Raw genomic sequence first — 13,737 nt, 5'->3', positions numbered from 1 at the left:
AAAGTGATACTATTCTATCACTTTGAGTATAGCAAGCTCCATGACGGCTAACGCCCAATTAAGGGGTGAACAACGCCTCCACCCACCTAAAGCATTGTGCCATAAACACTATATTTGAAGTAGAAGCAAAAATGCCAAGCGTTGTGAATCCCTCTTAAATTGCTTGTTATATGCCTTTACGACTTACCTAAATAAGGCTTTAGAAAACAGGCAACTTGCTCTTCACAGAGGCCAACTTCTACTTCAATACCATTTTGTTTGAGAATAGAAATACCTTTACCACAATTGCGCTCATCTGGGTCAACTAACGCGACAACAACATGCTTTATACCCGACTTCACCAACGTATCTGCACAAGCAGGAGTTCGACCAACAAAAGAACAAGGCTCTAGGGTCACATAAGCTGTCACACCTTCAGTTGAACCTTTGTACGCATTTAATGCTTCAACTTCAGCGTGGTTTCCACCAATAGCTTGTGTAAAACCTTCAGATACGACGAGGTTGTCTTTAACTAAGACGCAACCAACTGGCGGATTTGGAACACAATCAGGTAATGCTTTTCTAGATACTTCCAACGCTCTAAGCATATATTTTTCTGACATTTTTCCGTATTCCTCATTCGGGCATATAACGCCAAATTAAGGTGTGAACAACGCTATCACCTTACCTAAAGCATTGTGCCATAAACACTAAACCGGCTTGAAGTGAAAGTGCCGAGCGTTGTGAATCACTCTTAAATTTATTGTTAGGTGCGTAGCCTATTCTTGTACGACCTTTACCCATTTCGACCGCCATTCTTGCGCTTCCATAGGATCAGGCCAAAACTCTTTTTGCTTTCTGATTAAACCGTTTTCAACGGTATGAAAAGTAATAGCACGGGCTTTTTGGACACTATCTGTAATCGAGACATCAGTTACGACTATTGGACCATCGCAGACTACCGAATGAACTTCAAACTCCCAAACACCGTTTGCGGGATAGTAGGAATTAATGGCTGTGAAGTTTTCTCTACCAACTATAAGTTCACCTGATTGAGGCCAAAAACCTTCGAAATCAGAGCTCAGCCATTCACTAGCTTTTGCAAAGTCGTTAGTTTTCATCGCGTCCCAAAAAGCTAGGACGATTTCCTTTGAATTCATTATTTCCCTCTAGCACCTAACGCCGCGTTAAGTAGTGAGCAACATTTCCACCTAACCTAAACCATTGTGCCGTAAACACTAAAATAAAAGCAAACCGAAAATGCCGAGCGTTGCGAATCTGTCTTAAACGCTTTGTTATGTGCGTAGCCGAATCTTGCGCTTAGTCAGGAACAATGATTACCCCTAATTGCTCCAGTAACTGCTCCTGTTGCCACGAGCATATTTTTACACCTGTAAGATCAATCTTTCGAGGATCTAAACCATAAAGCTCTGAATGACTTAAATCACAACCTTGTACTCTAAACTGTTCCCAGCAATCTTCCGAAAAAACGCCACGACTTAAATCTGACTCTTTAAATGAAGCGCCTCGAAGATTTGCACCAATCCATCTATTTTCGAACAGGTCACATTTTTCAATAAGCTGCTGCTCAAAATTGGCATAGGATAAGTTACAACCTGTTATGTATGCAGAGCAAAAGTACATTTTATTCGAAACCTGATTTACAAAACTAACTTGGCTAAAATTTGCTCCTTTAAGATCACAATCTCTCAGTTCAATACCAAAGCAATTTGCCCCCTTAAAATGGGACATTGAAAGCTGACAGTTTTTAAATGAAGCATCTCGAAGATCAGCATAAGAAAAATCACACCCTTCCAGTGCCCCCTGCTCTATGAAAGTACAGTTAATGAACTGTGTATCTCGAAGGTTTGAGCGCGTAAAATTACAATGTATAAAAGTACAATTGCTAAAGATATGTTCTTGCAAGTCCTGATGTGAGAAGTTCACTTGATTATATAATTGCTTTGATATTTCCATGCTGTAGCTCCAAAAAACATTTGATTTGAAGACTACCATTTACCTGAAAGTTCTCAACAAAAACAAAACCAATAAAAACAGACATTTAAAACACCCCATTTTAGCCAAAATAAGGCATCAAAACGGCATTTTAAAGGGGGCTAATTCAAAACAACCAATGCGGCCAGCTAGAAAAAAGTTTTAGTGAATCTGGCGGGTTTTAGAGAAAGCACATAACGCCCTGTTAAGGGGTGAGCGACGCAATACCGAAGCTGCCGCATACCACCTTAAACACTAAACGCAACGCATAGTGAAAATGCCACGCGTTGCGAATCCCTCTTGAACAGTTTGTTATATGCGTGTTTGAGTCGAGAGAGTAACCAAGTCATCACTATCGTATAAACGCTCTGCGGATTCTTGCATACCAAGCTTACGGAGTAGTTTTTCTGATGCCAAATTTTCTATTACCGCTACACCATAAACCTCAGACACCAAACTCGATTCCAAGGTGAAATTTAACACAGCCTTCGAAGCTTCAAACGCGTACCCTTTACCTTGATATTGAGGTAGTAATGCATACCTAATATCTGAAAAATTCGAGTCAGGAACTAACTCGACGCCAGCATAACCGATTTTTTGAGATGGCTTACTTTTTAGCGCAACAATGAAAGTGCCATAGCCTTTCGACCAGTGAGCCACTTTGCTTGGTACGTAATTCTGAATATACTCCAAGCTAAAAGGCTTTCCACCCGGTAAATATCTTGTTGTTTCAGCGCAAGTCAAAAGCTTCTTATAAATATCAAGATCTTCTGGGGTTACAGGGCTAAGTATTAGTCTTTCAGTCTCGATCATCGAATTATCCATTTCCTCTAGAGCATATAACGCCAAATTAAGGTGTGAACAACGCTAACACCTTACCTAACGCATTGTGCCATAAACACTAAACTTGCTTAAAGTGAAAGCGCCGAGCGTTGTGAATCACTCTTAAATTTATTGTTATATGCAGACTTAAATACTACCAGAAGAGTCATTAGGCATTTCCACACAAAAAATAAAAACAGATGCTAATTCAAACACTCTAGATCCGCTCATAATTCCAAGTATTGAAGATAAAAAGATTTAGTTGCTATGAAGAAGATACGCTACCCATTTGACTTAAAGGGGCAAATTTTTGTTCACTTTAAAGACCATGTAAAGCCAACCTTTATTGACACTTGCGATAAGAATAAGGCTGAGCTCGACATCAATGAGTTCGTAGTAAAGTCATTCTGCTATGACTCCGAATCTAGGTTACTTACCATCTCACTACAAAAAGCGATAAATGCTAGTAGCGATTCTGATAATGAGCAGCTTATGAGTGGCTCTGAACTTGAAAACAATATCATTAAGCTTGACTTAATTTATTGCCTATACAACGCTGCAATAATTAGTTCTCATATATCTTACCCTCTTGATTCTAGAGCCTTTATCAAATCTCTTTCGGTATCTAAACCTTTAACCCTACACCTCAATTGAGCAAATTCAGCTCAGATTTCAGCCCTCACATAAGGTTGAGGGCTAGAAGGCATATAACGCCCAATTAAGGGGTGAACAACGCCTCCACCCTAACCTAAAGCATTGTGCCATAACCACTAAATTTGAAGTAGAAGCAAAAATGCCGAGCGTTGTGAATCCCTCTTAAATTGCTTGTTATACCCGTACTTTTTAGCGACTAAATACCATAATCGCGCTCAACTAGCGAGATACGCACTTTGAATGACTCGTACCAAGAATTCCGCCCGATCTTTTGAGCTTCTAAGTGTTCCGTATTTTGTTTCCACTTTCTAATGGAAGCCAAGTCTGTCCAATACGAGACGGTTATCCCCACTTCCTCTCGTGCTGACTCTACGCCTAGAAAACCTTCCTCAAGTTCCGCTAAACGAAGCATTTTAGCCGCCATTTCACCGTATCCGTTGTCACCTTCAGTTCGTACCGAAGTGAAGACCACAGCATAGTATGGTGGTGTAGGGGTTTGAGCTATTTTAGACATGGTAATTTCCTTTGAGCTAAACAGATAGTCCATTGCTGTCTAAGCTACCCTAGGAAGGTATTTATTCAACTAACTTTGCCTATTTTCGCGAGAAGGGTATAACGCCCAATTAAGGGGTGAACAACGCCCCCCCAAAAACCTAAAGCATTGTGCCATAAACACTAAAACTGAAGTAGAAGCAAAAGTGCCAAGCGTTGTGAATCCCTCTTAAATTGCTTGTTAAGTTTCAGTTTGCTGCACAAACTCATTGTAGAATTTCATTGCATCCTCTTCAGAGCCCAAAGCGGTGCTGATGAGCATTTGCAAGCTCCACAAACGTCCCGGAACGACTTCATCTAAGTCTAAGTCAGCAGGATAACTCTCAGGGTCGATGGCCATTTCTAGGTTTACAAACCACCAAATTTCTATCTTCCGCAATAAGCCCACCATATCATCAAAGCTTTTTGCCACATCAAAGTCGCAGCCTTGGGAAGCGAACTTAAATAGTTCATGCGTCAGTTCATTACTGATGACGTTTAATACGCTCATATACTTCAATATCAGCGTCATCAATAGCGTCATGTTGCTTTAACCATAAAAGTGAAGCATAGGTTCGACTACGGTTTAGCTTTAAAACTTTGAGCTTATAATCATCGCTAACAAGTGGGCCGTTTTCATCAAAGCCATTTGTAAAGAACTCTCTAATTTTATCTTCGATACTACTTTTTAGCATCTCGAATGCCATCGAGTGTACAGAAGCCGTGATTATATTGTTCTTGAGCGACACTGGATTGAGGAATCTTTCCCATGACGCTTTTACTTCTTTATCCATTCCACCTGAACTCCAATGAAACTTAACGCCCAATTAAGGGGTGAACAACGCCTCCACCCAACCTAAAACATTGTGCCATAAACACTAAAATTGAAGTAGAAGCAAAAATGCCAAGCGTTGTGAATCCCTCTTAAATTGCTTGTTATGTTTTACCACAAGTTACTGACTTAAATGAGAAAGAACTGCTATTTCTAACTAGTTTTCTGAAGCAAACCACAAGACTAAAACCAACTTGACCGACAAAGGCGACCAACCTAAAACCTGTAATTCCACTTCCCTGCCCAATGAGGCAACCCGACTAAGCTCCAACAAGTGCCCTTTCTTTCCGACTAAAGCGCAAAACAGTGGCTAATTGCCGAGGCAACTGCTGAGCCAAAATGCTAATTGGCTATGAACCTAAAAGCGACTTTGAGCAAGTTAAACAAGAAGCCAACCGCCACGACCTGACAATGAAGCAACCCACGAACATTGGCATGTTTTACGGGCTGAGGGATTCAAGAATTTAGGCCGATAATACTGATTTGCTGAGTCTACTAGGGACGAATTGCCTGAGGGATAAAGAACTAGAGCCTAAGACATTTAAGCCTTTGAAATACAAGTAAACATAACGCCAAATTAAGTAGTGAGCAACGCTACCACCTGCCTGAAGCATTGTGCCGTAAACACCAAAGCTAATTCAAACCGAAACTGCCAAGCGTTGCGAATCTGCTTGAATTTATTGTTATGGCGCAATTCTCAAAGATGGCCACCTAACTAACCACCCTTTCGAATTTACACGATTTTCAAATGTTGATAGTGACCTTTTAGGATTATGCGTGACGCAGTAACCAAATAAAGATTCAAACCCAAATGCTGATACAACTTCATATTGATTCACGCCTGTTTGACGAACGCCAACGGCTGTTTCTTTCTCAGGCCAGTGGCTCATAGCATCCACTGAACTTTGATAAGGTTCATCACCATTACGTTCATGCATTTGAGCTTGATTTCGAACTTGCCAATTAAGCTCTGGCATACACCCTTTCAAGTATGCTTCATAACCCAGGTAGGCATCAGGATTGGATTCATTAGGATCGAAGTAAATCACATCAACGTCATTCAAAGGAGTCGTAGATTCAAACTCATGTAACGAGTCCCAGACTAAATTTCGAACGAAACCCGCTGCTATATAGCACTGAGGTAGATTCAGCTGAGACACATGATTTAATGCCTCAGTTCTTATTGGGTCACGTTTTATTAATTCTACGATTTTGTCCATTTTCGCCCTGCGCCATAACGCCAAATTAAGTAGTGAGCAACGCAGTCACCTACCTAAAACATTGTGCCGTAAACACTTAAGCCGATTCAAACCAAAAGTGCCAAGCGTTGCGAATCTGCTTAAATTTATTGTTATAGCGTACCAAAATGCATAGCTAACGAATTTGAAGCTTTAAAACAGCCGAAACCAAACGCAGCGTAAGACGCCAAAACTGTAAGAACCGCAAATACATTAACTACGCCACCTACTTGGTTCCAGTCTTTTGCATAGGCAAATTGGGAGAGATAGGTTGTACCCGCAGCAAAAGAAGCAATTAATAAACCGAAGCAGAACCATAGAATCGAATGGGTCAAAGCATTTGTAACTTGGATAATTGAACCCTCGTTCCAAATTTTTCCAGTGAATGCAAGTAGTGCCGCAGCAGCACCACCATTTATTACCATACTAGATTTAAGAGCCGCTTGACCTGTCGTTATTACAGATTTAAACATCTCGACGCTATGCGCTGTCATGTTTTGGGAGTGAGCGATATTGCGAGCGTTCTCCGCTTCAAATTCTTTTAACAATCGATCATGTTCAAGTTGATTAAACTCGCCGACCATCTGAGCACGCTTCTCAAGTTGATCCATGAACCCATCCATTGCATCAATCGACACCGACACCTGCCCGGTGTTTTTTGCATTAGCCAGAGCTTTCTTTACTTCTTGAATAACTTCTACTGATTTCACTATTTTACCTTTGCGTCCAATAAAGCTATAACGCGCGCATTAAGGCGTGAGAGCCGTGAGTACTGTACTATCTGCAGACCACGTTTACTCAACCTAGCAAAAGTAAACTGTGAATCCACGCAGGCTCGAATCGCTCTTGAATGCCTTGTTATGTCACGACCAATTTCATTCAAATTTAAGTGAAATATTCTTTAAATACAATGAGGTAGGAGTAAAAAGACAAAAATCGAAGCCGAAGTATTTGTTATCGCACTACCTTGAGTAGCGCTGTCGCGATCTCTTTAATCGCGCGCCGTATTAAGGATCGCGAAAGCGCCTCAAGGTTAGCATGGAAATAACTAATATTCGCCCTTTTTGCCGTCTTTCTCCCAACCCCTTAAATTACAATCAAACTTGAGTATCATCACAGTACATACAACCTGTGAGGACCGTCGTGTCATAACGCCCAATTAAGGGGTGAACAACGCTACCACCCAAACCTAAAGCATTGTGCCATAAACACTAATTTTGAAGTAGAAGCAAAAATGCCAAGCGTTGTGAATCCCTCTTAAATTGCTTGTTATGCGACTGGTGATGATAGCTTTGAATTTGCCATTCTTACGATCTGGCGGACGGGCTGCAAATGAATTTCAGCAATAATTGCGGATACAAAACCCATTATCACTACGGGAATGCCAACCGAAAAACTAAACCACATTGCGCCACTTAACTCTGGCTGTCCCCACTGACTAAAAAGCGACGATAGAATTGAAAAAAGCACCAGCGTCAAAGCGATAAGCTGAGTCCAAGTATGAGTAGACACCACAAAAGTATTTGAATAGGCACTTTTACGAATAATCGCCTTACCCGTTAATGCCCCCATCTTCACTCGAATACTTGAATTGCTACCAGATACTTCATAGCCCTGAGCAACTAACTGATCAATTATTTCTTCCACTCGAAACTCCTATTTCTGGGTCGCATAACGCCCAATTAACGTGTGAGCAGCGCATACACTAAACTAAACCACTGCGCCGTAAACACTAAACTCAACCCGAAGTGAAAGCGCCAAGCGTTGCGAATCACTGTTGAATTGTTTGTTATGTTTTACCACAAGTTACTGAGTTAATTGAGAAAGAACTGCAATTTCAAGCCACTTTTCTGAACCAAACCACATGGCAAGAACCAACTTAGCCGCCAAAAGCGACCAACCCAAAACCAGTAATTCCACTTCCCTGCCCAATGAGGCAACCCTACTAAGAAACAACAAGCGCCCTATCTTTCCAACCAAAGCGCAAAACAATGTTGAATTGCCGAGGCAACTGCCAAGCTGAAATGCTAATTGACTAAGAACCTCAAAGCGACTTAGAGCCAGTGAAACAAGAATCCGAGCGCCACGACCTGACAATGAAGCAACCCACGAATATTGGCATGTTTTACGGGCTGAGAGATTCAAGAACTTAGACCGACAATTCGGATTTGCTGAGTCTACTAGGGACGAATTGCCAGAGGGACAAAGAACCAGAGCCTAAGAACTTTAAGCCTTTGAATTACAAGTAAACATAACGCCCTGTTAAGGTGTGAGCAACGCAATACCGAAGCTCCCGCATACCACCTTAAACACTAAACGCAACGCATAGTAAAAATGCCACGCGTTGCGAATCACTCTTAAACAGATTGTTATGTTTGGGGCTCAAGAGTTCTGCTTAACTCTATTTCACGACCTGCGACCAAGTTGCCTGTAGGTATAAAACCACAATTTAAGTAGAAACCCTTGGGGCTATCAGCGCTATCCACGACGCTTGTATATAAGGTTGATACACCAAACTCGTTAAGCAATTCTTCACTCAGTAAGTCGATTGCTTTACGACCATAGCCTTTCGATTGTTGGATCTGATCTAGCATCAGTCGCCAAAGGGAAAATTTTCCTGTGGAGGTGTCTGCGTTTACCAATATAAAACCTACTGGCTTATCTCCGGCATAGATTCCCCGAAACCAAGGAAACTCCATAAAGTTCGCTTCCGCCAGTGAAATAGCATTACTATCAACGTGATTTAACTGCTTTTCAGCGACTTGCAACTGGCAGATCTCGTAGAAATTACCCTGATTAATACTTCTGAGCTCGATACTCATGTTCCTAATTTCCTCCGAAAACATAACGCCAAATTAAGGTGTGAACAACGCAAACCACCTTAACTAAACCATTGTGCCATAAACACTAAACTTGCTTGAAGTGAAAGCGCCGAGCGTTGTGAATCACTCTTAAATTTATTGTTATATTCAAATTTCAGTGAGTTCAGTGGTACTTACATTTAGCTAGGAACAATGTTTTGACTTAACCGCTCGTATAGTTCAATCGCCTCAGTTTTAGATGCCAGTCTCCCTGTAGCATATTGGTATGCTAATTCGAGATCATCGCTTTGAACTGGATAGTACCTTTTAGCAACTTCAACACATTGGGATAGGTCTGTATACCAACTACAATCTTTAGCTGCAACGAAGTAATAGGCTGCTCTTAGTAACTTCTTACCAAGAACCTTAGCAACATTCGCGTCACTCATACCAGCATATCCGAAGCTCATTTGTTCCAAGAAGGTTAGCAAATCACCATTGAGAGCTTGAGCTATTTCAATGCTTGGTTTGTACGATGAAAACCTAGCCGACAAGTCATTACCCCAAATACAACAGCAACAGTGCTTCAACCAAAATTGCCAATGATATTTTTCTTTTGATTCTAGAACACCATTGAGGTAACCAGGGTCAATATCTAGCTTACTCACCTCGGGATATTCTTTAGGAATGGCAGCAGATAGTTCATTGAATACCTGCTCTTCCTTTTGACTGATTGGGGTTGTAAGTATGATGGATACATCTAGATCGGAGCTACCAACAATCGCGCTTCCTCTGGGCACGCTACCATACAAATATATCCCATCTACTTGCTCAGGCAGGCGGTAACACAACTCAGAAACAACAGCATCGACAACAGCTTTGAACTCGGGCTGGATGTTCTTTGATGAGTAGACATTTCGGATAAAACCCTGCTTGTCGAGACCTTTATCTTGCTCGTCCATGTTGATTTCCACCTTTGAATATAACGCCCTGTTAAGGGGTGAGCAACGCAATACCGAAGTCACCGCACACCACCTTAATCACTTAAACCAACGCATAGTAAAAATGCCACGCGTTGCGAATCCCTCTTGAACAGTTTGTTAGGTGATTAGTACGATGCACCATTGATCTTACGAACAGGAATACTCGAAAGCACTTCATTTTCGGCCATTCTCATATTTACAGCCACGATATCTTCGGAACATTTCTGTGTGGTTATGTAGTGCGTTAAGCAACCACATGAGTTGCAACGATGAAATTCTACTTCTTTGTCACCCCAACAATAGAAAACCGTTTTCTCTTTCATGTTGATTTGAACTTGCTCTGGAGAAAAGTATGCCCAAGCCGGAGCATAACGACGACAAATAGAACAATTACACTCGCCAACCTCTTTAGGTAGCGAGCTCAATACCAAGCTAACGTTTCCACAGTGACACTTTAATTCCATTCGATAATTCCCTTCACCTAACGCCAAATTAAGGTGTGAACAACGCTAACCACCCGACCTAAAGCATTGTGCCATAAACACTAAACTGACTTGAAGTGAAAGCGCAGAGCGTTGTGAATCACTCTTAAATTTATTGTTATGTTTTACCACAAATACATGATTTAATTGAGAAAGAACTACAATTTATGACTGCTTTTCTGAGCTAAACCACAAGGCTTGAACCAACTTGACCGCCAAAGGCGACTAACCTTAAACGTATAATTCCACGTCCCTGCCCAATGAGGCAACCCGACCAAGAAACAACAAGCGCCCTATCCTTCCAACCAAAGCGCAAAACAATGGCTAATTGCCGAGGCAACTGCCAAGCCGAAATGCTAATTGGCTAAGAACCCAAAAGCGACTTAAAGCCAGTTACACAAACAACCGACCGCCACGACCTTAAAATGAAGCAACCCACGAACATTGGCATGTTTTACGGGCTGAGTGATTCAAGAACTTAGGGCGACAATACGGATTTGCTGAGTCAACTAGGGACGAATTGCCAGAGGGACAAAGAACTAGAGCCTAAGATATTTAAGCCCTTGAAATACAAGTAAACATAACGCCCAGTTAAGTAGCCAAAAACGTACAAATGCTGTTTCTGCAAACTACCCTAACCACTAAACCCAACGCAAACTAAAAATGCCACGCGTTTTTGGTCTGCTTGAACTGTTTGTTAGCTATGTTTTTCCAACGTATCTCGGAGTTTAACTATCGTATGCTGACTGTAGACTTTAATCCCATTTCGCTCTAACAATGCAGTAGCTACCCCTGAACCATCGATTTTAATCCCGTTGAATGTGCCATCATAAATTTTTGAACTGCCACAGGAAGGACTGCCTTCTGCAAGTATCGCGTACTTTATTTGCTGTGTTTTACAAAGTTCCAAAGCCTTCTCTGCCCCACTTACAAATTGTTTAGTAACATCGATGCCATCATTTCCAACGACGCTTGCCAAACCATCGAGCACATCAACACCTTTACCAGTGATGATTTCGGCAGGCGCTCTAGGAATCGGCAGGCCAGCTGATACTTCAGGGCAAAAGATCACTAGTTCTGTGTTGGACTTGAGCCAGAGTAATTCAGGTTCTGGGATTGATAAACAGCTTGCATTGTATCTAACGTTGTTTCCAACCAAACATGAACTAACGAGAACTTTTACCACTGGAGCTCCTTTATATACAAGAAATAGCTAACGCCGCGTTAAGTGGTGAACAACGCTAACCACTAAACCTAAACCATTGTACATTAAACACTTAACTCAACTGGAAGTGAAATCGCCAAGCGTTGTGAATTCGCCTTAAACGCCTTGTTATGCGCTCAGTGCGAGTTACCAACTGACTTCCTTACCACCTTCTACTACGAAGCCTGATGCGATAAGCGAGGTCATTATGAGTACTTCTGTATCCTTCAAACTAAAGTGCTCACTAATTGCCTTCGCTAGTCCAACCTGAAGTGAGCTAACTGATTTTGGGCTCCAAAGGTTAGGTAAAATCAACGTACAAATAGCACCATACTCTTTACCCATTTGTTCTTCTGAACGCACGACTGTTACCGTCATTTCCGAAGTATCAATACCGGAATGTTTCCCCCACTTATCAATGATTCCAGTACAGTCACTACTATTTACAGCAACCTGAGGAGAGAGAATACAATTTGCAATAGGCATGTTGATCTCCATTTCTAAAATGACGCATAACGCCCAATTAAGGGGTGAACAACGCCTCCAACCAAACCTAACGCATTGTGCCATAAACACTAAACTGGCTTGAAGTGAAAGCGCCGAGCGTTGTGAATCCCTCTTAAATTGCTTGTTATGTCGCTGAATTATAGATACAAAAACGCCGCTCTTACGAGCGGCGCTTTTAAAACAATGTAGAACTAAGCTGGAGAGACCTGGTAAGATTTAACTTTACCCTCTTTCTTAGCTTGACTATATGCAGCTTTGATCTTTTTCATAGCTTCTAGTTTAGCAGCTTTAGCTTTTGTAACTTGGGGTTGTGATCTCATAACCTAAACCCTCCTCTCCTAAGTTCATTTTCACTTCAAAGTTTAACTCTTCTGTATAGAGTTTGGCAAGTCGATCATAAAAACGTTTTAACTTTGTGCTCTCTGCAACACAAACATAAGCTTCAGCATTACTGTTTCTGTAGTGAAACTCAAGTAAGTCTTTAATGATTCGACCTAACTCACGCATTCCTGAGACTGATATAGAAACTTCCGGTCTTTCAAAAAACTGATCCGATTCAAAGTTTTCTTTAAGATCGAACTTTACCTCGTAACTGTTTTCTCGATAATCTATACCAAGCTCTTCGGCTTTCTCACTTATCATCTCTTCAGTCCGCGTCGCGTCAACTCGATTGAAGAGCATCACATAGCTATGATTATCAACTGAAAACTCAATGATTTGACAAGAAATATCACCAATATCAAAGTCTTGTAAAATCCAACTAGACAACTGTTTATTCCATTATTTTTTATTTTCGACCATTATACCCGTTTACGTCACGGGTTTGAACCTACGGTAGGCTCATCAAGTGTAGAGCGACATAACGCCAAATTAAGGTGTGAACAACGCCACTACCTTACTTAAACCATTGTGCCATAAACACTAAACTGACTTGAAGTGACGGCGCCAAGCGTTGTGAATCACTCTTAAATTTATTGTTAGGTTTATTTTTGTTCCACGTATATTAACTGCTCAACATCAAAACCGTTCTGTTCAGCCAACTGTTCAAACCTTTCGATGATATCTGCACTTACACTCGGTGACCGCGATAACAACCAAAGGTAATCATTGTTCGGACCTGATACGAAAGCATATTCGTAGGTTTCATTTTCTAGGTCAAAGACCACATATGAGCCATAAAATGGACCAAAAAACGACACTTTCAAATACCCCTCGTTAGGGCTGTTAACGAAATATGCTTTACCTTCCGCTTCTTTCCATTCTTGGGTTGCTGTGGAATAACCGCGGTTCAACACCGAAACACCGCCATCTTTACGTAATCTATATTCGGCAGTGACCTGACTCAAGCCTCGTTCAAAGGAATGATCTAAGCGAGCTATTTCGTACCACTGACCTAAATAATTATTAAGCTTGAAATCCTTAACTGGTTGTATTGTTTTAGGCATGCCTAAACAACCACCTAGCGATAATAAAAGTATGAACAGAAGTACTTTTCTCATGGCTTCCTCCGTAAAAACCTAACGCCAAATTAAGTAGTGAGCAACGCCACCACCTAAGGTAAACCATTGTGCCGTAAACACTTAAGCCAATTCAAACCAAAAATGCCAAGCGTTGCGAATCTGCTTAAATTTATTGTTATGTGAATTTTATGATGCGCCTAAAAGAGGTAAATTTTTACGCTGCTGATAGGTTAAAGCCAACTCTAAACA

The 13,737-nt window shown here is 41.3% G+C and carries 18 protein-coding genes; all 18 read right to left on the bottom strand.

Going from position 1 to position 13,737, the window contains the following annotated elements; genetic code table 11:
• Positions 1-176 precede the first annotated feature (176 nt).
• The 18 genes from ACHUFZ_RS20660 to ACHUFZ_RS20575 all read right to left on the bottom strand — a co-directional run bounded on the left by ACHUFZ_RS20660 (position 177) and on the right by ACHUFZ_RS20575 (position 13,527).
• Positions 177-602, bottom strand: coding sequence for a bifunctional diaminohydroxyphosphoribosylaminopyrimidine deaminase/5-amino-6-(5-phosphoribosylamino)uracil reductase RibD (locus ACHUFZ_RS20660; protein WP_394128629.1), 426 nt, complete (start codon positions 600-602; stop codon positions 177-179).
• A 156-nt stretch (positions 603-758) separates the two neighbouring features.
• Positions 759-1,139 carry a nuclear transport factor 2 family protein gene (locus ACHUFZ_RS20655; RefSeq protein WP_394128628.1) on the bottom strand — a complete coding sequence of 127 codons (381 nt, stop codon included), beginning with the start codon at positions 1,137-1,139 and terminating at the stop codon, positions 759-761.
• A gap of 160 nt (positions 1,140-1,299) precedes the next feature.
• Entirely contained in the window at positions 1,300-1,956 is a 657-nt protein-coding gene (locus ACHUFZ_RS20650) for a QnrVC family quinolone resistance pentapeptide repeat protein (RefSeq protein WP_394128627.1), read from the bottom strand.
• 330 nt (positions 1,957-2,286) lie between these two features.
• Positions 2,287-2,787 (bottom strand): GNAT family N-acetyltransferase, encoded by a 501-nt coding sequence (locus ACHUFZ_RS20645; protein WP_080992566.1) that lies wholly within the window; start codon positions 2,785-2,787, stop codon positions 2,287-2,289.
• An 859-nt stretch (positions 2,788-3,646) separates the two neighbouring features.
• On the bottom strand, positions 3,647-3,964 hold the full coding sequence (locus tag ACHUFZ_RS20640; RefSeq protein WP_199437621.1) for an antibiotic biosynthesis monooxygenase family protein: 318 nt from the start codon (positions 3,962-3,964) through the stop codon (positions 3,647-3,649).
• A gap of 219 nt (positions 3,965-4,183) precedes the next feature.
• A complete protein-coding gene (locus tag ACHUFZ_RS20635) occupies positions 4,184-4,492 on the bottom strand; it encodes a hypothetical protein (protein WP_394128626.1) in 309 nt (102 codons plus the stop codon).
• On the bottom strand, positions 4,467-4,775 hold the full coding sequence (locus ACHUFZ_RS20630) for a hypothetical protein (protein ID WP_394128625.1): 309 nt from the start codon (positions 4,773-4,775) through the stop codon (positions 4,467-4,469). The genes ACHUFZ_RS20635 and ACHUFZ_RS20630 overlap by 26 nt, the downstream gene beginning before the upstream one ends.
• A gap of 721 nt (positions 4,776-5,496) precedes the next feature.
• The gene (locus ACHUFZ_RS20625; RefSeq protein WP_394128624.1) at positions 5,497-6,033 is read right to left on the bottom strand and encodes a nucleotidyltransferase family protein; all 537 of its coding nucleotides are present in this window, start codon (positions 6,031-6,033) and stop codon (positions 5,497-5,499) included.
• A 131-nt stretch (positions 6,034-6,164) separates the two neighbouring features.
• A complete protein-coding gene (locus tag ACHUFZ_RS20620) occupies positions 6,165-6,761 on the bottom strand; it encodes a hypothetical protein (RefSeq protein ID WP_394128623.1) in 597 nt (198 codons plus the stop codon).
• Between the two features lie 559 nt (positions 6,762-7,320).
• Positions 7,321-7,698, bottom strand: a complete 378-nt coding sequence (locus ACHUFZ_RS20615) for a hypothetical protein (protein WP_258432429.1) — start codon at positions 7,696-7,698, stop codon at positions 7,321-7,323.
• 159 nt (positions 7,699-7,857) lie between these two features.
• The gene (locus ACHUFZ_RS20610) at positions 7,858-8,148 is read right to left on the bottom strand and encodes a hypothetical protein (protein WP_394128630.1); all 291 of its coding nucleotides are present in this window, start codon (positions 8,146-8,148) and stop codon (positions 7,858-7,860) included.
• 272 nt (positions 8,149-8,420) lie between these two features.
• Complete coding sequence (locus tag ACHUFZ_RS20605) at positions 8,421-8,873, bottom strand: GNAT family N-acetyltransferase (RefSeq protein WP_394128622.1); 453 nt, start codon at positions 8,871-8,873, stop codon at positions 8,421-8,423.
• A 179-nt stretch (positions 8,874-9,052) separates the two neighbouring features.
• Positions 9,053-9,814 carry a nucleotidyltransferase domain-containing protein gene (locus tag ACHUFZ_RS20600; RefSeq protein WP_394128621.1) on the bottom strand — a complete coding sequence of 254 codons (762 nt, stop codon included), beginning with the start codon at positions 9,812-9,814 and terminating at the stop codon, positions 9,053-9,055.
• Positions 9,815-9,960: 146 nt separating this feature from the next.
• Positions 9,961-10,299: a GFA family protein gene (locus ACHUFZ_RS20595; RefSeq protein WP_394128620.1), complete on the bottom strand. Its 339-nt coding sequence runs from the start codon at positions 10,297-10,299 to the stop codon at positions 9,961-9,963.
• A gap of 715 nt (positions 10,300-11,014) precedes the next feature.
• On the bottom strand, positions 11,015-11,503 hold the full coding sequence (locus ACHUFZ_RS20590; RefSeq protein ID WP_394128619.1) for a 2-thiouracil desulfurase family protein: 489 nt from the start codon (positions 11,501-11,503) through the stop codon (positions 11,015-11,017).
• 165 nt (positions 11,504-11,668) lie between these two features.
• The gene (locus ACHUFZ_RS20585) at positions 11,669-12,007 is read right to left on the bottom strand and encodes a hypothetical protein (RefSeq protein WP_263254500.1); all 339 of its coding nucleotides are present in this window, start codon (positions 12,005-12,007) and stop codon (positions 11,669-11,671) included.
• Between the two features lie 309 nt (positions 12,008-12,316).
• A complete protein-coding gene (locus ACHUFZ_RS20580) occupies positions 12,317-12,796 on the bottom strand; it encodes a hypothetical protein (RefSeq protein ID WP_394128618.1) in 480 nt (159 codons plus the stop codon).
• 215 nt (positions 12,797-13,011) lie between these two features.
• Positions 13,012-13,527 carry a lipocalin family protein gene (locus tag ACHUFZ_RS20575; protein ID WP_394128617.1) on the bottom strand — a complete coding sequence of 172 codons (516 nt, stop codon included), beginning with the start codon at positions 13,525-13,527 and terminating at the stop codon, positions 13,012-13,014.
• Positions 13,528-13,737 lie beyond the last annotated feature (210 nt).

This window comes from Vibrio hepatarius, assembly GCF_043642085.1.
GTDB lineage: Bacteria > Pseudomonadota > Gammaproteobacteria > Enterobacterales > Vibrionaceae > Vibrio > Vibrio hepatarius_C.
This window is presented reverse-complemented; position numbering and strand designations above follow the sequence as displayed.

Coding starts and splice junctions, on each gene's coding strand:
- ACHUFZ_RS20595 (WP_394128620.1), bottom strand. CDS start 10,299: ATGGAATTAAAGTGTCACTGTGGAAACGTTAGCTTGGTATTGAGCTCG.
- ACHUFZ_RS20645 (WP_080992566.1), bottom strand. CDS start 2,787: ATGATCGAGACTGAAAGACTAATACTTAGCCCTGTAACCCCAGAAGAT.
- ACHUFZ_RS20655 (WP_394128628.1), bottom strand. CDS start 1,139: ATGAATTCAAAGGAAATCGTCCTAGCTTTTTGGGACGCGATGAAAACT.
- ACHUFZ_RS20605 (WP_394128622.1), bottom strand. CDS start 8,873: ATGAGTATCGAGCTCAGAAGTATTAATCAGGGTAATTTCTACGAGATC.
- ACHUFZ_RS20635 (WP_394128626.1), bottom strand. CDS start 4,492: ATGAGCGTATTAAACGTCATCAGTAATGAACTGACGCATGAACTATTT.
- ACHUFZ_RS20625 (WP_394128624.1), bottom strand. CDS start 6,033: ATGGACAAAATCGTAGAATTAATAAAACGTGACCCAATAAGAACTGAG.
- ACHUFZ_RS20630 (WP_394128625.1), bottom strand. CDS start 4,775: ATGGATAAAGAAGTAAAAGCGTCATGGGAAAGATTCCTCAATCCAGTG.
- ACHUFZ_RS20640 (WP_199437621.1), bottom strand. CDS start 3,964: ATGTCTAAAATAGCTCAAACCCCTACACCACCATACTATGCTGTGGTC.
- ACHUFZ_RS20660 (WP_394128629.1), bottom strand. CDS start 602: ATGTCAGAAAAATATATGCTTAGAGCGTTGGAAGTATCTAGAAAAGCA.
- ACHUFZ_RS20650 (WP_394128627.1), bottom strand. CDS start 1,956: ATGGAAATATCAAAGCAATTATATAATCAAGTGAACTTCTCACATCAG.
- ACHUFZ_RS20585 (WP_263254500.1), bottom strand. CDS start 12,007: ATGCCTATTGCAAATTGTATTCTCTCTCCTCAGGTTGCTGTAAATAGT.
- ACHUFZ_RS20600 (WP_394128621.1), bottom strand. CDS start 9,814: ATGGACGAGCAAGATAAAGGTCTCGACAAGCAGGGTTTTATCCGAAAT.
- ACHUFZ_RS20575 (WP_394128617.1), bottom strand. CDS start 13,527: ATGAGAAAAGTACTTCTGTTCATACTTTTATTATCGCTAGGTGGTTGT.